The sequence below is a fragment of the Microvirga sp. M2 genome (assembly GCF_047497095.1).
Classification (GTDB): domain Bacteria; phylum Pseudomonadota; class Alphaproteobacteria; order Rhizobiales; family Beijerinckiaceae; genus Microvirga.
In genome coordinates this window covers 715,506-739,514 of sequence record NZ_CP134063.1, presented here as the reverse complement: position 1 = coordinate 739,514, position 24,009 = coordinate 715,506, and the positions used below count along the sequence as shown (strand labels likewise).

The 24,009-nt window shown below is 66.0% G+C and carries 26 protein-coding genes; 16 read left to right on the top strand and 10 right to left on the bottom strand.

Annotation, left to right across the window (positions count from 1 at the left end; all coding sequences use genetic code 11):
* Positions 1-66 precede the first annotated feature (66 nt).
* Entirely contained in the window at positions 67-792 is a 726-nt protein-coding gene (phbB, locus tag RE429_RS03530; protein WP_414472999.1) for an acetoacetyl-CoA reductase, read from the top strand.
* 196 nt (positions 793-988) lie between these two features.
* Complete coding sequence (locus tag RE429_RS03525) at positions 989-1,864, top strand: DMT family transporter (protein ID WP_414472998.1); 876 nt, start codon at positions 989-991, stop codon at positions 1,862-1,864.
* Here the strand turns inward: RE429_RS03525 and RE429_RS03520 are convergent.
* Together RE429_RS03520 and gloB are read right to left on the bottom strand one after the other, a co-directional pair.
* Complete coding sequence (locus RE429_RS03520) at positions 1,842-2,600, bottom strand: GNAT family N-acetyltransferase (protein WP_414472997.1); 759 nt, start codon at positions 2,598-2,600, stop codon at positions 1,842-1,844. The two genes, RE429_RS03525 and RE429_RS03520, sit on opposite strands and share 23 nt — an antisense overlap.
* A 31-nt stretch (positions 2,601-2,631) precedes the next feature.
* On the bottom strand, positions 2,632-3,399 hold the full coding sequence (gloB, locus tag RE429_RS03515) for a hydroxyacylglutathione hydrolase (protein WP_414472996.1): 768 nt from the start codon (positions 3,397-3,399) through the stop codon (positions 2,632-2,634).
* Between the two features lie 212 nt (positions 3,400-3,611).
* Here gloB and RE429_RS03510 point away from each other — a divergent pair, with 212 nt between their 5' ends.
* Positions 3,612-4,355: a class I SAM-dependent methyltransferase gene (locus tag RE429_RS03510; RefSeq protein WP_414472995.1), complete on the top strand. Its 744-nt coding sequence runs from the start codon at positions 3,612-3,614 to the stop codon at positions 4,353-4,355.
* Positions 4,356-4,483: 128 nt separating this feature from the next.
* Here RE429_RS03510 and RE429_RS03505 read toward each other — a convergent pair whose 3' ends face one another.
* Entirely contained in the window at positions 4,484-5,092 is a 609-nt protein-coding gene (locus RE429_RS03505) for a TetR/AcrR family transcriptional regulator (RefSeq protein ID WP_414472994.1), read from the bottom strand.
* 63 nt (positions 5,093-5,155) lie between these two features.
* Between RE429_RS03505 and RE429_RS03500 the strand changes: the two genes are divergently transcribed.
* From RE429_RS03500 to RE429_RS03485, 4 genes are all read left to right on the top strand, one after another.
* Positions 5,156-5,575: a DUF2306 domain-containing protein gene (locus RE429_RS03500; protein ID WP_414472993.1), complete on the top strand. Its 420-nt coding sequence runs from the start codon at positions 5,156-5,158 to the stop codon at positions 5,573-5,575.
* An 82-nt stretch (positions 5,576-5,657) separates the two neighbouring features.
* Positions 5,658-6,611 (top strand): acetyl-CoA carboxylase carboxyltransferase subunit alpha, encoded by a 954-nt coding sequence (locus tag RE429_RS03495; protein ID WP_414472992.1) that lies wholly within the window; start codon positions 5,658-5,660, stop codon positions 6,609-6,611.
* A 239-nt stretch (positions 6,612-6,850) separates the two neighbouring features.
* The gene (locus tag RE429_RS03490) at positions 6,851-8,113 is read left to right on the top strand and encodes a L,D-transpeptidase family protein (RefSeq protein ID WP_414472991.1); all 1,263 of its coding nucleotides are present in this window, start codon (positions 6,851-6,853) and stop codon (positions 8,111-8,113) included.
* Positions 8,114-8,351: 238 nt separating this feature from the next.
* Entirely contained in the window at positions 8,352-9,269 is a 918-nt protein-coding gene (locus RE429_RS03485; RefSeq protein WP_414472990.1) for an oxygenase MpaB family protein, read from the top strand.
* Between the two features lie 306 nt (positions 9,270-9,575).
* On the opposite strand, the gene RE429_RS03480 is transcribed toward RE429_RS03485, so the two are convergent.
* Together RE429_RS03480 and secA are read right to left on the bottom strand one after the other, a co-directional pair.
* Positions 9,576-10,037 (bottom strand): N-acetyltransferase family protein, encoded by a 462-nt coding sequence (locus tag RE429_RS03480; protein WP_414472989.1) that lies wholly within the window; start codon positions 10,035-10,037, stop codon positions 9,576-9,578.
* Positions 10,038-10,262: 225 nt separating this feature from the next.
* A complete protein-coding gene (secA, locus tag RE429_RS03475; protein ID WP_414472988.1) occupies positions 10,263-13,076 on the bottom strand; it encodes a preprotein translocase subunit SecA in 2,814 nt (937 codons plus the stop codon).
* 253 nt (positions 13,077-13,329) lie between these two features.
* Here secA and RE429_RS03470 point away from each other — a divergent pair, with 253 nt between their 5' ends.
* The 4 genes from RE429_RS03470 (at position 13,330) to RE429_RS03455 (ending at position 17,378) form a co-directional block, all read left to right on the top strand.
* Positions 13,330-14,226, top strand: a complete 897-nt coding sequence (locus tag RE429_RS03470) for a peptidylprolyl isomerase (RefSeq protein ID WP_414472987.1) — start codon at positions 13,330-13,332, stop codon at positions 14,224-14,226.
* A gap of 548 nt (positions 14,227-14,774) precedes the next feature.
* Positions 14,775-16,016 (top strand): bifunctional glutamate N-acetyltransferase/amino-acid acetyltransferase ArgJ, encoded by a 1,242-nt coding sequence (gene argJ, locus RE429_RS03465; RefSeq protein ID WP_414472986.1) that lies wholly within the window; start codon positions 14,775-14,777, stop codon positions 16,014-16,016.
* Positions 16,017-16,028: 12 nt separating this feature from the next.
* On the top strand, positions 16,029-16,442 hold the full coding sequence (mutT, locus tag RE429_RS03460; protein ID WP_414472985.1) for an 8-oxo-dGTP diphosphatase MutT: 414 nt from the start codon (positions 16,029-16,031) through the stop codon (positions 16,440-16,442).
* Between the two features lie 9 nt (positions 16,443-16,451).
* Positions 16,452-17,378: a DMT family transporter gene (locus RE429_RS03455; protein ID WP_414472984.1), complete on the top strand. Its 927-nt coding sequence runs from the start codon at positions 16,452-16,454 to the stop codon at positions 17,376-17,378.
* Here the strand turns inward: RE429_RS03455 and RE429_RS03450 are convergent.
* From RE429_RS03450 to RE429_RS03435, 4 genes are all read right to left on the bottom strand, one after another.
* Positions 17,362-17,796, bottom strand: coding sequence for an acyl-CoA thioesterase (locus tag RE429_RS03450; RefSeq protein ID WP_414472983.1), 435 nt, complete (start codon positions 17,794-17,796; stop codon positions 17,362-17,364). The genes RE429_RS03455 and RE429_RS03450 overlap by 17 nt on opposite strands.
* Positions 17,797-17,804: 8 nt before the next feature.
* The gene (locus tag RE429_RS03445; RefSeq protein ID WP_414472982.1) at positions 17,805-18,953 is read right to left on the bottom strand and encodes an iron-containing alcohol dehydrogenase; all 1,149 of its coding nucleotides are present in this window, start codon (positions 18,951-18,953) and stop codon (positions 17,805-17,807) included.
* Positions 18,954-19,051: 98 nt separating this feature from the next.
* Positions 19,052-19,237: a hypothetical protein gene (locus RE429_RS03440; protein WP_414474293.1), complete on the bottom strand. Its 186-nt coding sequence runs from the start codon at positions 19,235-19,237 to the stop codon at positions 19,052-19,054.
* A gap of 78 nt (positions 19,238-19,315) precedes the next feature.
* The gene (locus RE429_RS03435; RefSeq protein ID WP_414472981.1) at positions 19,316-20,197 is read right to left on the bottom strand and encodes a class I SAM-dependent methyltransferase; all 882 of its coding nucleotides are present in this window, start codon (positions 20,195-20,197) and stop codon (positions 19,316-19,318) included.
* A gap of 209 nt (positions 20,198-20,406) precedes the next feature.
* Here RE429_RS03435 and RE429_RS03430 point away from each other — a divergent pair, with 209 nt between their 5' ends.
* Genes RE429_RS03430 through RE429_RS03415 form a run of 4 tightly spaced genes read left to right on the top strand, consistent with a single transcriptional unit; the run spans position 20,407 to position 22,781 of the window.
* Complete coding sequence (locus tag RE429_RS03430) at positions 20,407-21,114, top strand: ComF family protein (RefSeq protein ID WP_414472980.1); 708 nt, start codon at positions 20,407-20,409, stop codon at positions 21,112-21,114.
* Positions 21,115-21,162: 48 nt separating this feature from the next.
* The gene (grxC, locus tag RE429_RS03425) at positions 21,163-21,420 is read left to right on the top strand and encodes a glutaredoxin 3 (protein WP_414472979.1); all 258 of its coding nucleotides are present in this window, start codon (positions 21,163-21,165) and stop codon (positions 21,418-21,420) included.
* Between the two features lie 14 nt (positions 21,421-21,434).
* The gene (locus RE429_RS03420; RefSeq protein WP_414472978.1) at positions 21,435-22,301 is read left to right on the top strand and encodes a carbon-nitrogen hydrolase family protein; all 867 of its coding nucleotides are present in this window, start codon (positions 21,435-21,437) and stop codon (positions 22,299-22,301) included.
* 36 nt (positions 22,302-22,337) lie between these two features.
* Positions 22,338-22,781: a DUF1178 family protein gene (locus tag RE429_RS03415; protein ID WP_414472977.1), complete on the top strand. Its 444-nt coding sequence runs from the start codon at positions 22,338-22,340 to the stop codon at positions 22,779-22,781.
* Between the two features lie 3 nt (positions 22,782-22,784).
* Here the strand turns inward: RE429_RS03415 and RE429_RS03410 are convergent, their stop codons facing one another.
* Positions 22,785-23,114, bottom strand: a complete 330-nt coding sequence (locus RE429_RS03410; protein WP_414472976.1) for a hypothetical protein — start codon at positions 23,112-23,114, stop codon at positions 22,785-22,787.
* 273 nt (positions 23,115-23,387) lie between these two features.
* Here RE429_RS03410 and RE429_RS03405 point away from each other — a divergent pair, with 273 nt between their 5' ends.
* A complete protein-coding gene (locus tag RE429_RS03405) occupies positions 23,388-23,912 on the top strand; it encodes a metallophosphoesterase family protein (protein ID WP_414472975.1) in 525 nt (174 codons plus the stop codon).
* The last annotated feature ends 97 nt before the right edge of the window (positions 23,913-24,009 follow it).

Below are 24,009 nucleotides of genomic sequence, written 5' to 3'. Positions count from 1 at the left end.
AGAACTTCATCTCTTCAACGGGTTCACAGAAATCCGCAACGGAACGGCTTGAGGGAAGGAAAAAGCATGGCGCGCGTTGCATTGGTCACCGGAGGCACTCGCGGCATTGGCGCCGCGATCTCGACGGCCTTGAAGCAGGCCGGCTATCGGGTTGCCGCCAATTACGGCGGCAACGACGAGGCGGCTCATCGGTTCAAGTCCGAGACGGGCATCCCCGTCCACAAATTCGACGTTTCGGATCCGGCTGCCTGCGAAACGGGCATCCATGAGGTCGAGTCCGAACTCGGCCCCGTTGACATCCTGGTCAACAATGCGGGCATCACCCGCGACGGCATGTTCCACAAGATGACCTTCGACCAGTGGTCCGCCGTGATCCGCACCAATCTCGATTCCATGTTCGCCTGCACTCGCCCCGTGATCGAGGGCATGCGCGAGCGCAACTTCGGACGCATCATCATCATCTCGTCCATCAACGGCCAGAAGGGCCAGATGGGACAGGCGAACTACGCCGCCGCGAAAGCGGGCGTGATCGGCTTCGCCAAGGCGCTGGCGCTGGAAAACGCCAACAAGGGCGTCACCGTCAACGTGATCGCACCCGGCTATATCGCCACCGAGATGGTGAAGGCCGTGCCGGAGGAGGTCCTGAAATCCAAGATCCTGCCGCTCATTCCCGTGGGTCGCCTCGGCGAGGCGGAGGAGGTCGCCCGCGGCGTGCTCTTCCTCGCGGGCGACGATGCGGGTTTCGTGACCGGCTCGACCCTGACCATCAACGGCGGCCAGTACATGGCGTGATGCGCCGCCCTCCCCGTGCGGGAGATCGATGGGGGGTGAGGACAGAACACTCGGAGCGCCGCGCGTGATCCTTCAGACCACGCCGGCCATTCTCGCGTCATCCCCGGGCGAAGCGCCTATCCGGAAAGGGAGATCCTGATCCCATCCCAAAAGCGGATTCCACTTTTCACGTCCGATGCTCTACGAGGCGGGCACCATGACGACACGCACCGCCACCACCATCGGCCTGATCGCCGTCCTGCTCTGGTCCCTGCTGGCCCTGTTCACGGCGGCCACGGGCACGGTCCCGCCGTTCCAGCTCAACGCCATGACGTTCCTCATCGGCGGCATCGTCGGCATGGTGAGCTGGGTCATCCGTCCGCAGGGTATCAAGGCGCTGCGCCAGAAGCCCGTCGTCTGGGCGCTCGGGATCGGCGGCCTGTTCGGGTATCATGCGCTCTATTTCGCGGCTCTGCGCCTGGCGCCGCCGGCGGAAGCGGGCCTCATCAACTATCTCTGGCCGCTGCTCATCGTCCTGTTCTCGTCGCTTCTGCCGGGCGAGCATCTGCGGCGCGCCCATGTCGCGGGGGCGCTGCTCGGCTTTGCCGGGGTGATCGTGCTCATCGCCGGGCGCGGCGCCTTCGACGCACGGACGGAGTTCCTCCCCGGCTATCTCTGCTCCTTCGTGGCGGCCTTCGTCTGGGGCAGCTATTCCGTGCTCTCGCGCCGCTTCGGCCAGGTTCCCACGGATGCGGTGGCGGGCTTCTGCCTGCTGACGTCGCTGTTGAGCTGGATCTGCCACTTTGCGTTCGAGACGACCTTCTGGCCGCAGACGGCGACCCAGTGGCTCGCCGTCCTGGCGCTGGGATTGGGCCCCGTGGGCGCGGCTTTCTATGTGTGGGATATCGGGATGAAGCGCGGCGATATCCGGCTGCTCGGCGTCGCCTCCTATGCGACGCCCGTCCTCTCGACGCTCGTGCTCGTTTTCGCGGGCTATGCGGAGCCGACGCTCACGCTCGCGCTCTCCTGCGGCCTCATCGTGGCGGGCGCGCTGGTGGCCACGATGGCGCCTAAACGGACCGTCCCGGCATGACCCGGTGGGTGTAGCGATAGGCCGTCGCGAAACCAAGCGTTCCGTAGAGGGAGCGAGCGACTTCGTTCTCCTCGCGCACCTGGAGATAGGCGCTGTGCGCGCCTTCCTTGCAGCCCCAGGCCATGAGGCTCGTGACGACCCGGCGGCCGAGGCCGATCCCCCGCAGGTCCGGCGCGACGACGATGTCGTAGAGGCCGACATAGCCCCGCTCCACGACGCCGAGCCCCCAGGCCACCGGCTTCTCGTCGAGGCTCAGCGTGGCGAAGGCGGTCTTCTGCCGGATCCGGGAGACGATCTGCATCAGCGTCGCGCCGTCGGCCTTGTCGCCGCCATAGGATTCCGCCGTCTCGCGCACCCAGCTCTTCGAGACCTGCGGCTGGAGCTCGACCTCCGGATCGGCCTCGCAATCCCCCTGCCGGATCGCCGCCACGAGGACATGGGTGGGCTCGATCTCCCTGAAGCCGCGCATCCTCAGACGCTCGTTCGCCTCCGCGGCCTCCAGCCCGTTGAGCCGGAAGGTGGGGCGCACGTTGGCCTCGACGAAGCGCGCGATCATGTGGTCGATCAGCTCCTCGTCGAGCGATGCGTTCGGCAGGAACGGGGTCGCGGAATTGGCGCGCTTCGAATAGCCGTTGGCCAGACGCAGGATCCAGCCGTCATAAGCCTGATACTCGAATGACGGCCACGCGTTCAGGAGCCGGCTTTCCAATCCGATGATGAGGCTGTGATCGTTCATGAAACCTGCCGCTCCTCGCATGCGCTGCGCATCAGAACCTGTTCTTCCATTCCCTTAACGATTGGAAGACCTCCACGGGCGCGGCGCCTTCCTTATGAACGGTTTTCGCAAGCGCCGGCTCCCCCGCCCGCAGGAACGGATTGGTGGCCTTTTCATCGCCGATCGTCGACGGCACCAGGAAGCGGCCCTCGGCCTTTGCCCGCTCCGCTTGGGCCGCACGGGCCTTCAGGGCCGCGTTGTCCGGATCGGCCGCCAGGGCGAAGCGCGCGTTCGCGAGCGTATAATCGTGACCGCAATAGACCCGCGTCTCGTCGGGCAGACCCGCGAGGCGCTGCAGCGTATGCCAGAAATCGGCATAGGTGCCCTCGAACATGCGCCCGCAGCCGAGGGTGAAGAGCGTATCGCCTGCAAACAGCACGCCGTCCTCGTCGAACCAGTAGGAGACATGGTCCGCGCAATGGCCCGGCGTCTCGAGGACCCGCGCCTGGAGAGTTCCCACCAGCACCCCGTCGCCCTCGCGCACCCACAGGTCGGCGGAGGGCACCGCCTCGCGGGCCTTGGCGGGGGCCACCACCCGGCAGCCGGTGCGGCTCTTCAAGGCCCCGACGGCCTGGACGTGGTCGCTGTGGCGATGGGTGACGAGAATATCCGTGAGCGTCCATCCCGTCTCGGCCAGGGCCGCCAGGATCGGCCCCTCCTCCGGGGCGTCGATGGCGGCGCAGGAGCCCGTGGCGGGATCGTTGATCAGAACACCGATATTGTCCTGGAGGCAGAGAAAGGCGTGAATCTGGGCCGACATCGCCGAACCTTGTCTTGATGTGCTGGAAGCTGTCATGGAAGACTTTAACTAGAGCCTCGGACCCGAAAGGGGAATCCACCTTCGGGATTCATCCGGCGCTCGATTCCTGGCGCAGCCCATCGTCCGGCGGGAGCGGAGGGTCCGCGGCAGCGAAAAACCGGGTCCGCCGTCATGCGTTGTCCGCACGAACCGAAACCTGTCTCGACGAGGCCATGAGCATCGACATCACAGACCTGCGCAGCTTCTACGCGAGCCCTCTCGGAAGCGTGACGCGCCGCTATGTCGGCCGGGCCATCGGCCGCTTCTGGGGGCCGCTGACGGGCCTGCGGGTGCTCGGCCTGGGCTACGCGCCGCCCTATCTTTCGGCCGCCAGGGCCGACAGCGAGCGGACGATCGCCTTCATGCCCGCGAACCAGGGCGTGGTGAACTGGCCCGGCACGGGCGTTTCGGCCTCGGCTCTCGTGGACCCGCTGATGATGCCGCTGCCCGAGGCCTCCATCGACCGGGTGCTCCTGGTGCACGCCCTCGAAACCGTGGAGAGCCCGAGCGAGCTCCTCCACGAGATCTGGCGGATTCTGACCCCGGGCGGGCGCATCATCATGGTGGCTCCCAACCGTCGCGGCCTGTGGGCCAGGATGGACACCACCCCCTTCGGATACGGACAGCCCTACAGCCGCTCGCAGCTCAAGAGCCTCATGCGGCAGACCTGGTTCTCGCCCGAGGGCTGGGCCGAAACCCTCTACGTGCCGCCGCTGACCAATCGCCTGGTGCTCGGCACCGCGCAGGCGTGGGAGCGCATCGGCGCGGGCTTCTCCCTGCCCTTCGCGGGGCTTCACATCGTGGAAGCCACCAAGCAGCTCTACCGCCCCGGCACCGTCATGGCGGTGCGCCGCTCCCGCCGCACAGCTCCGGCCTTCGTCCCGGCAACCGCGACCCGGATGTCCTCGGAGCGCTGACCCTCGATCGTCCTGCCGCGCGTCCGGGAGAATCGACCGCAAAACCGGCACCCATTTGTGCGATCGATTCTCCACCAAGCAAGTCGCGCCGCCTTCGTGCGGCGTAGGCCTAGCCGTGAGGCGTAACCCTAGCCTTCAAGAGCCTGGATGGCGGCGTCCAGGGTCAGCTGTCCGTCGGCCACGAGATGCGCGAGCCCGTGGGCCAGGGCCCAAGCCCGGATGGCCCGCTGTTCCTGTTCGGGGTTTGTCGAGGATGGATCCGCCGCAACGGCCTGCCGGAGAGCATCGAAGGCGGATGCTGCCGTCTCCCTCAGCTCGGAGTGTTGGCCTATGGGTAGAACCGAGCCGAACATGAGCAGAAAATCGGACCGGTGGTTCAGGGCAAAGCCCAGATAGGCCTTGCCGAGTTCCTCGAGCCGCCGCTCGGGCGGCGCTTCGGCGGCCGCCAGGAGGGCATCCCTGAGATCGGCGAAGCCCGCCGCCGCCATCGCGGCGAGCAACGCCTCCCGGTTCTCGAAATGGCGATAGGGAGCGTTGTGCGAGACCCCTGCGAGCCGGGCCGCCTCGCGCAGGCTCAGGGCGGCGGGTCCGTCCCGCGCGACGAGTTCGCGCCCCGCCGCGATCAGCGCCCGCCGGAGATCGCCATGGTGATATCCGGAAGCGGAGCGCCCCCCCTTGCCGGATCGGCCGCCATGTCTTTTCCGCTTATCGGATTCCGATGTTGACACGATCAACATGACCCTTATGTTGTCACTGCCAACATAAATGATCGATCCTGCCGTGAAAGCCAAGGCCGCACCATGTCCTTCGCACCCCTCCTGTCGGCTCCGCCCGTGGTTCAGATTCACGCGGCGGCGGCTCTGGGAGCCTTCGGGCTCGGCGCCTATCAGATGGCGAGCCGCAAGGGCATGCGGGGCCACCGGCGGGCCGGCTGGCTCTGGGTCGTGCTCATGGGCGTGGTGGCGTTAAGCTCCCTCGGCATCGTCTCGAGCCGTCCCTGGATCGGCCCCTTCGGGCCGATCCATGCCCTCTCCGCCCTGACCCTGATGACCCTGCCGATCGCCGTGATCCACGCCAGACGGGGCCGGATCGCGGGCCACCGCAGAGCGATGATGCTTCTCTTCTTCATCGGCCTTGTCCTCACGGGAGCATTCACGCTGATCCCCGGACGGCTCATGCATCAGGTGGTGTTTGGAAGCTCGATCGGGCTCGGAACTTGACTTGAAGGCCCTAAATCGCCAGTGTCCGCCCCCACCGGCGAGGCTCTTCAGCGTCGCCGGCCTTCATTTTTCATAGAGTCTGATGCGCAGTTATCTCGATTTCGAAAAACCTGTCGCCGAGCTTGAGGCGAAGGTCGAAGAGCTCCGTGCCCTCGGGGAGAACCGGGACGCCGTCTCCATCACGGAGGACGTGTCCCGCCTGGAAGCCAAGGCGGCGGACGCCCTGAAGGATCTCTATTCCAAGCTCACGCCCTGGCAGAAGACCCTGGTCGCGCGCCATCCGCAGCGGCCCCACTTCGTCGATTACTGCGCCGGCCTGATCACCGAGTTCACGCCGCTTTCCGGCGACCGCAAATTCGCCGAGGACGAGGCCATCATGGCCGGCTTCGGCCGCTTCCGGGGCCAGCCCGTCTGCGTGCTCGGCCAGGAGAAGGGCCATAACACGGAAACCCGCATCCGGCACAATTTCGGCATGGCCCGCCCCGAGGGCTACCGCAAGGCCGTGCGCCTGATGGAAATGGCCGACCGCTTCGGCCTGCCCGTCCTGTCCTTCGTGGACACGGCCGGCGCCTACCCGGGCATCGAGGCGGAGGAGCGCGGCCAAGCCGAAGCCATCGCCCGCTCGACCGAGACGCAGCTCGGCCTGGGCGTGCCGAACGTGTCCATCATCATCGGCGAGGGTGGATCGGGCGGCGCCATCGCGATCGCCACCGCCAACAAGGTGCTGATGATGGAGCATGCCATCTACAGCGTGATCTCGCCGGAAGGCGCGGCCTCGATCCTCTGGCGCGACTCGGCGCGCGCCCAGGACGCCGCCACCAACATGAAGATCACCGCCCAGGATCTCCTGCGCCTCGGCATCATCGACGCCATCGTCACCGAGCCGGTGGGCGGCGCCCACCGCAACCCCGAAGCCGCCATCCAGGCTGCCGGCGCCGCCATCGAGGAAGCCCTCCACGATCTCGGCAACATGGGTCCGGCGGAGATCCGGGATCACCGGGCCGAGAAGTTCCTCAATATCGGCCGCAAGCTCTGAACAGAGCGCCGCGATCTGCCAGGGCCGCCCTCCGGTCGCGGCCCTCGCGTCCCTTTCAGGCCGCCTCTCCCTCCGAAGAGGTGGCCCTCCGGAATACGGGAAGGGGGCGTGTTTACCTCCCCTTAACTATGACTTTATCACGGCCACGCTTGCAGTAATGAGCAGTTAAGGCTAACGATTTAGGGATTAAGGGGAACTGTCAGGCATAGAGCCGACAGATCAGAATTGCGGGGTCCCCCATGTTGAAGCGTATCGCATTGGCCGCGAGCCTGGCGCTCGCGCTTGCTGCCTGCCAGGACGAGAATCTCGCCGGAGGCTCTACGCGCCATCTTTCACCGATTCCGCCGGCCACCATGGCGCTCATGTCCACCAAGGGCATGTCCAAGAACGATCCCATCCTGATCCGGGCCTACAAGAAGGAGTCGGAGCTGGAGGTCTGGAAGCGCGGTTCCAACGGGAAATACGCGCTGCTCAAGACCTATCCGATCTGCCGCTGGTCCGGCCAGCTCGGGCCCAAGACCCGTGAGGGCGACCGCCAGGTGCCGGAAGGCTTCTACGCGGTCACCCCGGCGCAGATGAACCCGAACTCCGCCTATTACCTGTCGTTCGACACCGGCTACCCGAACGCCTATGACCGCTCCTTCGGTCGCAATGGCGGCGACATCATGGTTCACGGCTCCTGCTCCTCGCGCGGCTGCTTCGCCATGACGGACCAGAACATCGCGGAAATCTACGCGATTGCCCGCGAGTCCTTCGCGAGCGGCCAGCGCGCCTTCCAGTTCCAGTCCTATCCGTTCCGGATGACGCCCGAGAACCTGGCCAAGCACCGCCTCGATACGAACATCGCCTTCTGGAAGAACCTGAAGGAAGGCTCCGACACCTTCGAGATTTCGAAGGAAGAGGTGCAGGTCTCAGTCGCCAACCGGCGTTATCAGTTCAATGCCGATTCCGAGGTAGCCTCCGCCGTGGCGCAGAAGCAGCGCCATGACGAGCAGGAGGTGGCCGACCTCGTCTCCAAGGGCATGAAGCCGATCAAGCTCGTCTATCACGACGGCGACACCCACGAATCCTTCCGCACGGCGCTGGCCAACGCGTCCGGCGTCACCGATACCAAGCTCGGCTTCGTGAGCCGGACCGAAGGCATCGCGTCCGGACCGCAGCAGATCGCCCTCGACGACAGCGGCCGCGAGAAGATCGAGACCCCGGCTCCGGCCCTGGCCTTCGCGTCCATGAAGGAAGTGCCCGCCGAGGCCCCGAAGCCCAAGGTCGTGGCGGCGGCTCAGCCGGCGGCCTCCGCTCCGGCCCCGTCCTCCGAGGAGACGCCCTTCTACAAGAAGATGTTCGGCAATGTCGCCGACCTCTTCAGCGCCCCCTCTCAGCCTGCGGCGGAATCGGTCCAGGCCGCGCCGGCTGCGATCGCCCCGGCCGCCAGGATCCCGGCAAAGCCGCAGAAGCGCGCCGACGCCGCCTCCGGCCTGAAGCTGGCCCAGGTCAGGAACTGACCGGCCCGAACGACCTCGTGTCAAAGCCCGCCCCTCGAGCATCGGACCCAAAAGTGGAATCCACTTTTGGGATCAATCCGATGCCCCCTTCTTAGAGGAGCGCATCGTTTGTGCGAAAAACCGGGGCCACTTTTTCGCACGATGCGCTAAGGCGGGCTTTTTTGTGGATGCTCCGGCAGGCTCCCCATGGCATCGGCAACTTCCCGTTTGCGAGCGAATTGAAGATCGGAGGCCTGCCGTGTCCGACGATCCGAGTCTCATCGCCGTCCCGAAGCTGTTGCAGCGTCAGATCGACAGCTTCGCCCGATCGCTCCTGCAGCCTGTCCGGACCTTCGATTTCTCGTCTCCGCCCTTCGAGCCCGCCCTCATCCCGGCCCAATCCGTTTCCTGGCGCGTCTTCAAGAACCCGGTCAGCGTCTTCATCGGCGGAGTAACGGCCGTCCTGCTCGAATTCGGCGAGCCGCGCGTTCGAGACGGCGTGTGGCAGCACAGCCGCTTTCGGACGGATCCCCTCACCCGGCTCCGGCGGACCGGCCTTGCCGCGATGATCACCGTCTATGGTCCCCGCAGCAAGGCGGAGGCGATGATCGCGGGCGTGGTCAGGCGCCATGACCGCGTCGTCGGACTCACCCGCGAGGGCGAGCCGTACCATGCGAACGATCCGGCCCTGCTCTCCTGGGTTCAGGCCACGGCCGGCTTCGGCTTCACCCAGGCCTATCAGGCCTATGCGAAGCGCCTGACCACGAGCGAACGGCGTTCGCTGTTCGTGGAATCCGCGCCGATCGCGCGGCTTTACGGGGCCGTGGGAGCCCCCTCCTCGCCGGAGGAACTCGACGGCCTGTTCGACGCGATGAGAACGAGGATCGCTCCCTCGCCCATCGTGTTCGAATTCCTTGAGATCATGAGGCGGGCCCCGATCCTGCCCGTTCCGGCGCGCCCCCTGCAAAGGGTGCTGCTCAAGGCCGCCGTCGAAATCCTGCCCCCCTGGGTGCGCGGACGGCTCGGTCTCGAGGAGCGCTGGAGGCTCAACCCGTTCGAGCGCGCCTTCGTATACACCATGGCCCGGACGGCCGACCGGCTCGTCCTGCCATCCTCCCCCGCCGTCCAGTCCTGCCGCCGCCTCGGTCTTCCCGACGACTATCTTTATCGCCGTTAACGGCGCCACGGCCGCTCGTTCGGAAACTCATCGTCGTGGCCGGACCCGATCCGGCCATCCACGTCTCGGGAACGCTGCGTCCTCGCAGTCGGGGATCCCCGGGGTAAGTCCGGAGATCGCAACAAAAAGAGCATATGTGACCTGTCTTCAACCAGCTCCCGCTCCATTTCGCAATATAGCGGCAGCAGGCGGGGAAACGGCATCGAGAGCCGCGTGCGAAGAAATGGGAACCGGTTCTTCGCGAAGAACGATGCTTCACCAAAGAGAGAGAGCAAGCATCGTGAGTCCTATGGACGTCGGCCCTTATCACCAGCGCCTGTGATAAACGACGAAGCCTGTACGGTCCGCAACGTTGTCGTAAAGCTGCATCGCTGTCCGGTTCGTCTCGTGAGTCTGCCAATAGACCCGCAGTGACCCGGCCTTGCTGGCTTGCTCATAAACCTCCTGAATCAGCGCCCTGCCGACACCTTGTCCGCGAGCCGCTTCATCGGTGAACAGATCCTGCAGATAGCAGGTGGGGCCGAGCGCGGTCGTGCTGCGGTGGAAGATGTAATGGGCGAGTCCGAGCAATCGCCCGTTGCTCTCCGCGACAAGAGCATGAACGGGCTCGTAGGCATCGAAGAAACGGGCCCATGTTATTTGCGTGATGTCAGCGGCGAGCGCGGTCGCTCCAGAGCGCCCATAGAACGCATTGTATCCGTCCCAGAGGGGAAGCCATTGCTCGAAATCCTGCCGCGTTACGGCGCGGACGTAAATTTCTTCGGCCATATTCGATCCTGAGCGTGTGACACGTCTTGCCTACTTGAGCGCATTTGACAGCCGAGAATGGCATCATGGCAATGGTATTATGTCATATCAACCCGCATTTCTAGATGACATAACGTTAATCACGAACGTCGGAACATCTTTCATACGCGAGGCTGTTCTGAAGCCGGCCAAGAAAAAGCCCGGCGCAACGGCCGGGCTTTTTCATATCCTATCGGGCTCCTCGCCTTACGCCACGAACTGGCCGTGGCAGTGCTTGAACTTCTTGCCGGACCCGCATGGGCAGGGCTCGTTGCGGCTCACCCGGCCCCAGGTGGAGGGGTCGTTCGGGTCGCGCTGCGCGCCGGTAGCCGGGTTGATGGAGGTCGCGGCGAAGCCCTGAGCTCCGCCTTCGCCGAAGGCCGCACCCTGCGGCATGTCGAACTCGTTCTCACCGGTGGCGGGATCGAGATGCTGCGGGAACATGGCCGGCAGGGGCTGCGCCTCCGGCTGCTGGAACACCACCTGGATGCGCATGAGCTGGCCGGTCACCTGCTCGCGCAGATGCGTGACGAGGTTGTTGAACAGCTCGAAGGCCTCGGACTTGTACTCGTTGAGCGGATCGCGCTGGGCGAGGCCGCGCCAGCCGATGACCTGGCGCAGGTGGTCGAGGGTGACGAGGTGCTCGCGCCAGAGATGGTCGAGGCTCTGCAGCAGAACCTGCTTCTCCACGTAGTTCATCACCTCGGCCGAGTTCGCCTCCACGCGTTGCGCATAGGCTTCGTCGGCCGCCTTGGTGATGCGCTCGCGGATCTCGTCGTCCGCGATGCCCTCCTCCTTCGCCCAGTCCTCGATGGGCAGGTCGAGGTTGAGGAAGTTGGCCACGTTCTGCTTGAGGCCCTGGATGTCCCACTGCTCCGCGTAGGCGTTCTCGGGGATGGCGCGGGACACGGTGTCCTCGATCACGCCGTGGCGCATGTCGTCGATGGTCTCGCGCACGCTCTCTTCCGCCATGAACTCCTTGCGCTGCTCGAACACGACCTTGCGCTGGTCGTTCATGACGTTGTCGTATTTCAGGATGTTCTTGCGGATGTCGAAGTTGCGCGCCTCGACCTTCGCCTGAGCCCGCTCGATGGCCTTGTTGATCCACGGATGGATGATGGCCTCGCCCTCTTTGAGACCGAGCTTCTGCAGCATGCCGTCCATGCGGTCGGAGCCGAAGATGCGCATCAGGTCGTCCTGGAGCGACAGGTAGAACTTGGAGCGGCCCGGATCGCCCTGGCGGCCCGAGCGGCCGCGCAGCTGGTTGTCGATGCGCCGGGACTCGTGGCGCTCGGTGCCGAGCACGTAGAGGCCGCCGGCGGCCAGGGCCCTCTCCTTGAAGGCTGCGATCTCGTCGAGGATTTCCTTCTCGCGGCGCGCGCGCTCCTCGCCCTCGACCCCGACGAGCTCGCGTTCGATACGCATCTTGGCGTTACCGCCGAGCTGGATGTCGGTGCCGCGGCCGGCCATGTTGGTCGCGATGGTGATCGCGCCCGGCACGCCGGCCTGAGCGACGATGAAGGCCTCCTGCTCGTGGAAACGGGCGTTCAGCACGGCGAAATGCTTCGTGCCGCGGCCGGCGCGCGCATCCCTGTAGAGGGGCTCCAGCGCCTGCGGGTCCTCGAAGTCGATGAGCTTGTAGCCTTCCTTGACGAGGAAGTCCGCGAGGTATTCCGACTTCTCGATCGAGGTGGTACCCACCAGGATCGGCTGGCCGCGCGCGGACGCCGTCTCGATGTCGCGGATGACCGCGTGATAGCGCTCCTCCGCCGTACGGTAGACCTCGTCGTCGTCGTCGATGCGCGAGACGGGACGGTTGGTCGGGATCTCGACCACTTCGAGATTGTAGATCTCCAGGAACTCGTCGGCCTCGGTCGCGGCCGTTCCGGTCATGCCGCCGAGCTTTTCGTAGAGGCGGAAATAGTTCTGGAAGGTGATGGAGGCGAGCGTCTGGTTCTCGGGCTGAACCTGCACGTGCTCCTTCGCCTCGAGCGCCTGGTGCAGGCCTTCCGAATAGCGGCGGCCCGGCATCATGCGGCCGGTGAACTCGTCGATGATCACCACCTCGCCGTTGCGGACGATGTAGTCCTTGTCGCGCTGGAAGAGGGTGTGGGCCCGAAGCGCCTGGTTCATGTGGTGGACGAGGGTGGCGTTCTGGGCATCGTAGAGGTCGCCCTCCTTGAGCAGGCCCTCGGCGCGCAGCAGCTCCTCGATCTTCTCGGTGCCATCCTCGGTCAGGGCCACGGAGCGCTGCTTCTCGTCGAGCTCGTAGTCGCTCTTGTTCAGGCGCGGGATGACCTTGTCGACGGCGTTGTAGAGTTCGGAGCGGTCGTCGAGGGGCCCCGAGATGATGAGCGGCGTGCGGGCCTCGTCGACGAGGATCGAGTCCACCTCGTCCACGATCGCGAAGTTGTGCCCGCGCTGGACCATCTGCGACATCTCGTACTTCATGTTGTCGCGGAGATAGTCGAAGCCGTATTCGTTGTTGGTGCCGTAGGTGATGTCGGCCGCATAGGCCTGAGCGCGCTCGGCATCGTCGAGGCCGTGGACGATGATGCCGACGGTCAGCCCCAGGAAGCGGTAGATCTGGCCCATCCATTCGGCGTCGCGGCGGGCGAGGTAGTCGTTCACCGTGACCACATGGACGCCCTTGCCCGCAAGGGCGTTCAGGTAGACCGGCAGGGTGGCGACCAGGGTCTTGCCCTCACCGGTGCGCATTTCGGCGATCGAGCCCTCGTGAAGCACCATGCCGCCGATCAGCTGCACGTCGAAGTGGCGCTGGCCGAGCGTCCGCTTGGCCGCCTCGCGGACCGTCGCGAAGGCGGGGACCAGGATGTCGTCCAGGGTTTTGCCCTGGCTGAGCTGAGCCTTGAACTCCTCCGTGCGGGCACGCAGCTCGCTATCGGAGAGAGCCTCCAGCTCGGCCTCCATCGCGTTGATGGCCGCGACCTTGGGCCGGTAGGACTTCAGCCGGCGGTCGTTGACCGAGCCAAAGATTTTCTTCGCGAATGAACCGAACATCGAGAGCCTTCAGAATTCCAGATTCCAGGAGATAAGGGGCGTTGGGGCCGCCTTATAGACCTAATTATGCGGATGCGCATCTTAAAGACCGTGCCGGAACGGCGCAGCCCAAGACCCCGCGAACGGGCCTGGAAATAAGGCCGCGCCCTGCGGGATGCTGTGGCATAATTATGCCATCGCTTGCAAACGTAAACAGGTTGAGCCATCTGAACTTGCTGTCCATGGGCTCAGTCAGCCCACCAGAGGATCCGACATGTCTTCACTCCCGGTACGTAAAAGCCTTCTTGCCCTTGGAGTCGCCCTGCCCCTGATGGCCGGCGCCGCCTTCGCCCAGACGCCCCCGGCCTCGTCCCCGGCAACCTCGCCGGCCGCCGTGCCCGCCGTGGACCCCTCCAAGGTGGTCGCCCGCGTGAACGGCATGGAGATCACGGAAGGGGATCTCGCCATCGCGGCCGAGGATCCTGCCCTGCAGATGCCGAACGTGCCCGACGAGCAGAAGCGCGAGCTTCTGATAGGCTATCTGATCGACCTGAAGCTCGGCGCCAAGGCCGCCGAAGCCGCCAAGGTCGGCAGCGGCGCGGATTTTGCCCGCAAGCTCGCCTATAACCGGGACAAGACTCTCCTGGACGCGTATCTCGATCAGACCGCCAAGAAGGCCGTGAACCCCGAAGCCGCCCGCAAGCTCTACGACGAGACCGTCAAGGGCCTGCCTCCCGAGCAGGAGGTGCGTGCCCGCCACATTCTCGTCGACAGCGAGGAAGAGGCCAAGAAGGCCTATGACCGCGTGAAGGGCGGCGAGGATTTCGCCAAGGTCGCGGGCGAGGTCTCCAAGGATCCCGGCTCCAAGACCGACGGCGGCGATCTCGGCTTCTTCACCAAGGACCGGATGGTCGAGCCCTTCGCCGAAGCCGCGTTCAAGCTCGAGCCGGGTCAGATCTCCGAGCCCGTGAAGAGCCAGTTCGGCTGGCACGTGATCAAGGTGGAGGAGAAGCGCACCAAGCCGGTGCCGAGCTTCGATGAAACCAAGGATCAGGTCGAGGCCTATCTCGGCCGGAAGGCGCAGCAGGACCTCATCACGGGCCTGCGCAAGGACGCCAAGATCGAACGCCTGGACGAGAAGGGCAACCTCGTCGAGCAGAAGAAGCAGTAAGCACGCCTTTCACGGTCAAAGGGCGGCCCCTGGAGCATCGATCCCAAAAGTGGACTTGCACTTTTGGGATTCCATCCGATGCTCCCTTCTTGGAAGAGCGCATCGTTCGAGCGGCCCCGAAGGGCCGCACGATGCGCTAGGCCGCCCTTTTTCGTTCCGCCCATTGCCGCCCTTGTCATCCCCACGCAGGCGCGGATCCATATCCGCGACCCGTGGAGGAAGGGCGGAGCGGCGGCCGCCCGCTCCGGAATGACGGTGGAGATCCATTATTTGTTCGCCCGGCCCATGCGGTTCGGGTCGATGCCGCCCTGGCGGTTGGTCTGGTTCTCGACCTCGCCCTCGAAGGTCGAGCCGCCATCCAGGTTACGCGGATCCTCGCCGGCCATGTATGCCCCCATCGGCTGCAGACCGGGTCAACGAGGACACAGCACCCGCGTTCCTTGCCGCCACGCCCCCTCCCCGTGCAGCTTTGACTTGACAAAAAGCCTTAAAAAACCACAGGTCGCGGTTCCTAACAGTGTTCCATCGCTCACCTTCTGAGAGCCCGCATGTCCAAGACAGTGTCTCCGCTCGCGCCCAAGACGTACCCCAGCCTGCCCGCCATCGACGGAGTCCGGCTGGCCACGGCGGAGGCGGGGATCCGATACAAGAACCGGACGGACGTGCTCTACGTGACCCTGCCCAAGGAAACGACCGTGGCGGGCGTGTTCACGCGCTCCAAATGCCCCTCGGCTCCCGTCGACTGGTGCCGCAAGAACCTGGCCAAGGGCACGGCCCGCGCGCTCGTGGTGAATTCCGGCAATGCCAATGCCTTCACCGGCAGGAAGGGCTCCGAGGCGGTGAAGCTCACCGCCGAGATCGCCGCCGAGGCCGCGGGCTGCCGCGCCTCCCAGGTGTTCATCGCCTCCACGGGCGTGATCGGCGAGCCGCTCGACGCGTCGAAGTTCCAGGGCGTGCTGGAAGCCTGCGAGAAGAAGGCGAAGCCCTCCGCCTGGCTCGACGCCGCGAAGGCGATCATGACCACGGACACCTTCCCGAAGGTCGCGACCCGCACGGCCACCATCGGCGGCGTCGAGGTGACGATCAACGGCATCGCCAAGGGCGCGGGCATGATCGCGCCCGACATGGCGACCATGCTCTCGTTCATCTTCACCGACGCGCCGATCGCCGCTCCCGTCCTCCAGGCCCTGCTCAAGAAGGGCGCCGACAAGAGCTTCAACTGCGTAACGGTGGACAGCGACACCTCCACCTCCGACACCCTGCTCTTCTTCGCGACCGGCGCCGCGGCCAAGCGCGGCGCGCCCACGATCTCGCTGCCGAGCGACCGGCGCCTGAAGGAATTCCGCGCGGCGCTCGAGGGCCTGCTCTGCGACCTCGCCCAGCAGGTCGCCCGCGACGGCGAGGGCGCGCGCAAGTTCGTGACCGTGAAGGTGACGGGTGCGACGGGCTCGACCTCGGCCAAGCGCATCGCCATGGCGATCGCCAATTCCCCGCTCGTGAAGACGGCGGTGGCCGGCGAGGACGCCAATTGGGGCCGCGTGGTCATGGCCGTGGGCAAGGCGGGCGAGCCGGCCGAGCGCGACAAGCTCGCCATCTGGTTCGGCGACATCCGCGTGGCCGTGAAGGGCGCGCGCGATCCCGACTACAGCGAGACCAAAACCTCGGCCTACATGAAGGGCGACGAGATCACGATCCGAGTCGATCTCGGCCTCGGACGCAGCGAGGCCACGGCCTGGACCTGCGACCTCACCAAGGCCTATGTGGAAATCAACGGCGATTACCGGAGCTGAGGCCCAGGAGCCATGCAGCCGCTCAAACTCACCCTCGTCGTCGCGGTCGCGCTGATCGACACGGACAACCGCATCCTTCTGGCCCAGCGGCCCGAGGGAAAGCAGCTTGCCGGATTGTGGGAGTTTCCGGGCGGCAAGGTGGAGCCCGGCGAGCGGCCGGAGGAGACCCTGATCCGCGAGCTTCAGGAGGAGCTCGGCATCACCGTGAAGGAGCCCTGTCTCGCGCCGCTCACCTTCGCGAGCCACGCGTATGAGAGCTTCCACCTCCTGATGCCGCTCTACATCTGCCGCCGCTGGGAGGGCTTCGTGCGATCCATGGAGGGCCAGGCCCTGAAATGGGTCAAGCCGCAGGAGCTGCGCAGCTATCCGATGCCGCCCGCGGACGAGCCGCTGATCCCCTTCCTTCTCGATCTCCTCGGACCATAAGGCCGGTCCATGTCGTCCCAGACCGCCAAGGCGGCTCCATCGCCCCCAGCCCCGTCTCCGGCCTTCATTCTCTCCAATCTGCTCGTCTGCTCCTTCCTGTGGGGCAGCGCGCTCCTGTTCGTGAAGCTGAGCGGGAACCTGAACCCGTTCGTCCTGGCCGCCATGCGGGGGCTGATCGGAGCGGCATCCCTGGCCGCGTGGTTCCTGGCCCAGGGCAAGACCATCCTGCCGCAGCGCCATGAGCTCAAGGTCTGGGCCTTTCTCGGCACCTTCAACGGCTGGCTGCCGAACGTCCTCGTGGCCTATGCGCTGACGCAGATCGACACCGCGCCCGCCGCGATGATCCAGGCCTCGTCCCCGCTGATCGTCACGATCGTGTCCCACCTGCTGTTCGCGGAGGAACGGCTGAGCCCGCAGCGGCTTCTCGGCGTTCTGGTGGGCTTTGTCGGCATGGGCATCCTCATCGGCCCGGCGGCCCTGCCCGACAGCGGAATCAGCCCCCTCGGAATTGCCGCCATGGTGCTGGTCGCCTGCAGCTACGGGGCGGCGAATGTCTATGTGCGCACCGTCCGGAACGTGGACCCGGCGCGCATGGCGCTCGGCCAGCAGATCGGCTCCGGCACGGCGGCGACGATCCTGGCGCTGATGATCGCCGGCCCCTCGGCCTTCGCGCCCGTGCCGTCGCATCTGGCGCCGCTTCTGGCGCTCGGCGTCATGTCGACAGCCTTGCCGATCCTGCTGTTCATGTACCTGATCCGGCGCACGGGACCGACCCGGGCCTCCATGGTGAGCTATCTCGGGCCGGTCTGGACCATCCTGCTCGCGGTCCTGTTCCTGAACGAGAGCGTTGGCCTGCGCGAATTGTGCGGCGGCGCGGTGGTGCTGTCGGGCGTCGCCCTCGTGTCCTTCACGGGCCGGCTCAGGCGAGCCGCGTAAGCGCCTCGCGCGTCCTCGCGGGAATGTCGACGGGGCGCTGCGTCGCCCGCTCCACATGCACGTGGACGAAATGGCCCTGCGCCGCCGCGATCTCGGCTCCCTCCTTGAAGATGCCGATCAGGTAGCGCACCGACGAGCGGCCGAGATGCGCGACGGCGATGCCGGCCTCCAGCCGTTCGGGAAAGGCGACGCTCTCGAAATAGGTGCAGCCCGATTCCACCACGAGCCCGACCACCGGGCTCGTCCCGATGTCGAGCAATCCCTCCTCGACGAGCCAGGCATTCACCGCGCTGTCGAAATAGGAATAGTAATGCACGTTGTTCACGTGCCCGTAGACGTCGTTGTCCATCCAGCGCGTGGCGATGGGGCGAAACAGCCTGAAGGCGGAGCGGGTCAGCCGCACGGGACGTTCGGACATGGCGCTGCTCACCAGGCGGCTTCGTAGATGGCGCGCGCGTCGTCGAGGGAGAGGGGGCGCGGATTGTTCACGAGCAGCCGCGTCTGCTTCATCGCATCCTCCGCCAGCATCGGCAGCGCCTCCTGCGGGATGCCGACGTCGCGCAGGCGCGGCGGGAGGCCGATCCGCGCGCAGAGCCCGGCCACCGCCTCGACGAAGACATCGGCGCTTCCTCGCTCCCCGATATCCGGAAAGGCGAACGGCGCGAGGTCTTCATAGGCTCTCGCGCAGGCGCCCGCATTGAAGCTCAGCACATGCGGCAGCACGAGCGCGTTGGAGAGGCCGTGCGGCACGCCGAAATGCCCGCCGACCGGATAGGCGAGCGCATGCACGGCGGCCACGGGCGAATTGGCGAAAGCCTGGCCCGCCAGCATGGATCCGAGGAGCATCGCCGCCCGCGCCTCCTGGTCCTGGCCGTGGTGGACGGCCCGCTCGATGTTGCGCCCGAGCAGTTGCAGCGCCTCTTTCGCGAGCGCCTTCGAGACGGGGTTGTTGTTGGCGCTCGTGGAGGTATAGGCCTCGATGGCATGGACCATCGCGTCGATGCCCGTCGCGGCCGTCACGGCCGGCGGCAGGTTCAGGGTCAGATCCGGATCGAGGAGCGCGATGTCGGGAATGATGAGGGGGGACACCACGCCCTTCTTCTCGTGCGCGCCGGTGGTGACGATGGAAATCGGCGTCACCTCCGATCCGGTGCCCGCCGTGGTGGGGACCGCGAGAAGCGGCAGCCTCGGGCCTTTCGCGACCCCGACGCCGTAGATATCGGAGAGGTCCTCGTCGCCTGCGGCGAGCAGGGCCACGAGCTTGCCCACGTCGATGGAGGAGCCTCCGCCGAAGCCGATCACCGCCCGCGCCTCGAAGGCTCTCGCCCTCTCGACGGCCGCGCGCACGACCGCCTCGGGCGGATCGGCCACGACCCCGTCGAACACATCGACCGCGACCCCTGCCTCTTCGAGAGACTCGAGGGCCTTCACGATAAGTCCCGCCTTCACCAGCCCGGTATCGGTCACGAGAGCGATCCGGGGCCCCAGCCGCTGCGCGGCGATCTCGCCGATGCGCGCGATGGAGCCGGAGCCGAAAATCAGGGAAGGAGCGGTGTTGAACGTGAAGGGCGGCATGGGAGCATCCGTTTTCACGAAGAGAGTGACCCGGCGCGGCCGCGACGGCAAGTCTCGCCTTGGACCGCTCTCGCCTTGGACCGCGGGGCGGAAGCCGTTCATTCTTCCGTCAGTCCCGGAATTCCTCGATCGCGTCGACCTTCTCGGGATCGAAGGCCACATGTCGCCTCCTGGAGGGTCAGCGCCTGCGTCGTCTCGGCGACGATGAAGCCGCCGAGCATGACCCGGATGCGGTGCGGGTTTCGGGTGATCGTAATCGGATGATCCGGACCGGGCTCTTTCATGGCGCAGGGCTCCCGAGGGACTCTCGGGAACAAAGATAGAGCAGCTCGGTCACGGCCAAAGGGCCCCGCTACGAAAGATCATTCCTTCCGCTGCGGCGCGGGCTCTCCTTCTTTCACGCCCAGGGCCTCCGCGAGCCGCATCTTGGCGGAGCCGGGACGGAGCGGCTTCTGCTGGCTCTCATGGGGCACCCAGCCGGAGAGCCAGACGATCTCGAACGTCGCCGGGATGCGTCCGTCCGGGTCGGCGAAACGCTCGGCATAGATGTCCGCCGCGCGCATCAGGGTGGCCCGCTTCAGCGGCGTACGGCGGCGGTCGTTCAGCGCATTCGTGAGCCCCATGGCGCGAAGGTCCCGCATGAGCGCGAAGGCATGAGCGTAGCGCACCCGGACGACGTCCGTGTCGGTGACCGGCAGGGCGAATCCCGCCCGCTGGAGCAGGCCTCCGATGTCGCGCAGATCCGCGAAGGGCGCGACGCGCGGGCTCACGCCCCCTTCCATCTCGGCTTCGGCCTGGGTCAGGGCCTGCCGCAATTCGGTCAGGGTGGCGCCGCCGAGCATGGCTCCGATGAACAGGCCGTCGGACTTGAGCGCGCGACGGATCTGGATGAGCGAACCCGGGAGATCGTTGACGCTGTGGAGGGCAAGAAGCGACACCGCCAGGTCGAAGCGCTCGCCGGAGAACGGCAGCCGCTCCTCGTCGCCGAACACGCTGCCGGGCTCAGGGGTCGGCGACAGACGAACGACCGTCTCGGCGAGCCCCGCCTGCGACAGGGCCTCGGCGGCAGCCGGCGTCGGCGTCCCCACGTCGATGGCCCGGGAGAAGGAGCGCAGCACGGTCGAGAGCCGTTCCTGCACATCCTCGACCGCCCGCGCCAGGAGGAAATCGGCATAGCCCGCCTTCAAGGCGCGCGCCAGGCGCCGGCGGACAAGAGAGCGATCGAAGACGAGAGGTGTTGTCATAAGGCGCTCGATATGGCCCCTCGCGCCCCCGGAGCCAAGTGATTTTCGAAGGATGCAACCGTTTCTCCCTTTCCCCGCGAAGGCCGCCGAAACTTTATATCGTCCGTTCTCCCTCGATCCGTTAAGCTCTGCCGATGAGGGCTCCTGTCGAGACGCGAAAGCCGCGATATGCCTCCCGGGTGCTCCGCCTGGCGCGGACGACCGGTCGCATGATGATCGATCTCGTCTATCCGCCCGGCTGCATCGCCTGTCACGCGGCGACCGGCGATCCTCATGGCCTGTGCGCCGTCTGCTGGTCGGGGATCCGCTTCATCGAGCGCCCATTCTGCGAACGGCTCGGCACGCCGTTCCAGGTCGATCTCGGGCAGCCGCTGATGTCGCCGGCCGCCCTGGCCGATCCTCCGGTGTTCGGGCGCGCCCGGGCGGTGGCGGAATACGACGGGACCGCGAGCCTGCTCGTGCATCGGCTCAAATACAACGACCGCCTGGAATTGGCTCGCGCCCTGGGCGGCATGATGGTCCGGGCCGGCGCGGGCCTTCTCCGCGAGGCGGACGTGATCGTCCCCGTGCCGCTCCATCGCTGGCGGCTCTGGCGGAGACGCTTCAATCAGGCCATGGCGCTGGCGAAGACCGTCTCGGCCGAAAGCGGCGTGCCGTGCGATCCCTTGCTTCTCGCCCGCGTCAAACGCACCGCACGGCAGGTGGGCCTCACCAAGGCGCAGAGGCAGGAGAACCTTCAGGGCGCCTTCCACGTGCCGCCCGAGGCGAAGGCCCGCCTGAAGGGCAGACGGGCGCTCCTCGTCGACGACGTGCTCACCACCGGATCGACCGCGAATGCCGCCGCGCGGGCGCTTCTGCGAGGCGGCGCGGCCGCGGTGGACGTTCTGACCTTCGCGAGGGTCGTACGGGAGTTGTGAACCGGACCTGATTGTCCCTATATCTAGGTCCAACGCACGGAGACATGGATGCCGTCCATCACAATCTACACCAAAGGCTGGTGCCCCTATTGCTCGGCCGCGAAGGAACTTCTCACCGAGAAGGGCGCGGCCTTCACCGAGATCGACATCGAAAAGGCCCCCGGGGCGCGCGCCGAGATGATCCAGAAGGCCAGCGGACGCACCACCGTGCCGCAGATCTTCATCGGCGAGACGCATGTGGGCGGCTGCGACGACCTCTATGCGCTCGACGACCGGGGGCAGCTTCAACCTCTTCTGCAGGCCTGACGGGAACGGACCCGATGGCCGCCCCCCGCTTCATCGCCGCCTGCATCCAGATGCGCTCCGGCCGCGACGTTCTGAAGAACCGCGATGCCGCAGTGGCCCTCGTGCGCGAGGCCGCCGACAAGGGCGCGCATTTCGCCCAGACGCCGGAGATGACGTCGCTCATCAGCCGCGACCGGGCGGATCTGTTCGAGAAGATCGGTCCGCAGGCTCGGGATCCGGTGCTGGCGGCCCTTCGCGAGGCGGCGCGTGAGAAGGGCATCATGGTCCAGATCGGCTCGCTCGCCGTGAAGGACGGCGACAAGGTCGCCAACCGCTCCTTCCTGATCGACGCGAAGGGCGAGATCGTCGCTTCCTACGACAAGATCCATCTCTATGACGTGGACCTCCCGAACGGCGAGAGCTGGCGCGAATCCGCCACCTATGCGGGCGGAGACACGGCGGTGCTGGCCGAGACGCCCTGGGGCCTTCTCGGCATGACGATCTGCTACGACCTGCGCTTCCCGGCCCTCTACAGGGCGCTCGCCGAGAACGGGGCATCGTTTCTTTCCGCCCCGGCCGCCTTCACCCGGCAGACGGGCGAGGCCCATTGGGAGGTGCTGCACCGGGCGCGCGCCATCGAGACCGGCTCCTTCATGATCTCCGCCGCCCAAGGCGGCCTTCACGAGAGCGGCCGCGAGACCTTCGGCCATTCGATCATCGTCGATCCCTGGGGACGCGTGCTCGCGGAAGCGGGCACGGAGCCCGGCGTGATCCTGGCGGAGATCGACCCTGCCCTCGTCACGGAGGTGCGCGGGCGCATTCCCACCCTGAAGAATGCGCGCGGCTTCAAGGTGACGGTCGCGCCGAATCCTCAGCCTCTCGGCCGGGCGGCTTCCGCCTGATCTTTCAACGTTGCGTGTACTGTAATCCTCAAGGACATGATCAAATACGCCCTGGCCTGCGAACAGGCCCACGAATTCGAGAGCTGGTTTCCCTCAAGCGAGGCGTTCGAGACGCAGCGTCAACGCGGCTTCGTCACCTGCCCTTTCTGCGACTCGTCGAAGGTGGACAAACAGATCATGGCGCCGTCCGTCGCGCGAACCGACAAGGCTCCCGGCGCCAAACCCGAGGTGCAGCCCATGGCCGTTCTCTCGGACAAGGAGCGCGAGATCCGGGCGGCCCTGCGCGCCATTCGCGAGCACGTGATCAGGAACTCGGAGGACGTGGGCAAGGATTTCGTCGAGGAAGCGCGCAAGATGCATTACGGCGAAGCGGAAGAGCGCTCGATCTACGGCGAGGCCGATCTCGAGGAAGCGCGCGCGCTGCTGGAGGAAGGGATCGACGTGCTGCCGATCCCTCATGTGCCGGATGACCGGAACTGACGGTCAGCGCGTGTAGGTGAAGCTGGAGATCTTGCAGACGTTCACGTTGCGCCGGACGTGCGAGGAGCCGTTGGTGAACACCGCCTTGAAGTCGAAATGGCAGGCGCCGCTGCCGTCGTCGATATCGATCTCGAAGGTGTCGCCGGGCTCCATGATGTCCGCGCCCAGGATATCCTCCTCCCAATCCTCCGTGCCGGTGCTCGAGGCGTAGAATTCCGACATCGTCAGGCCGGTCTCGTTGATGATGTCGACCTTCCGGTTGGCCGCGGAAGCGGCGGTCGAGGCGAGCGCGGCGATAAAGCCCGCCGCCGCAAGCGTTGCGATGATTTTCAAGATGGCCCCCAGGGTGTTGAATGCGGCAGGATGGTCCTGCCGGCCGCACCCGAGTTCCGGCGAGCCTAGCTGTTTGCGACTTTTATTGTCTCGGCTTCCCTGGATGCGCGGTGGCGATAGCATAATCTTACGCTAGGTAAATAGGCACATTTGCATATTATCCCATCAATTCCGATCCGGCCCGCGCCATCGCCGCCCGGAACGGGGCTTTTCGGCTCTCGACCTTCACGTCAGCTGCTCCATTTCCTCCTGAAGCGTGGCAGGGGCGGTCCCTTGGCGGTATTCTTCACCAGCGACACTCATTTCGGCGACCCGCGCGTGCTGCGGATCGACAAGCGCCCGTTCAAGACCATTCCCGAGCATGACGAAGCGCTCGTCGCCTATTGGAACGAGACCGTCGCGCCGGACGACGAGGTCTGGCACCTCGGCGATTTCTCCCTGCACGCTCCCCCGGAACGCATCGACGAGCTGCTCTCCAGGCTCAACGGGCACAAACATCTGATCATTGGCAACAACGACGGCCCGGCAACGCTCGCCGCCAAGGGATGGGCCGACGTACGGGCCTATGCGGAGCTCAACGTCGGCGGCCGCTTCGTGGTGATGTGCCATTATGCGTTTCGCACCTGGAAGAACATGGGCCGCGGCTGGGTTGATCTGCACGGCCACTCGCACGGCAGGCTGAAGCCCCAGACGCGGCAATACGACGTGGGGGTGGATGTGTGGAACTACCGGCCCGTCACGCTCGAGACGATCCTCGGGACCAGGCGCCGCCGAGCGCCTCGGGCCGCTTCCGCCTAGAGCATCGAATTGATCCCAAAAGCGGATTCCGCTTTTGGGATCAATTCGATGCTCCCTTCTTGGGAACAGCGCATCGTCCTTGCGAAAAACCGGGGCC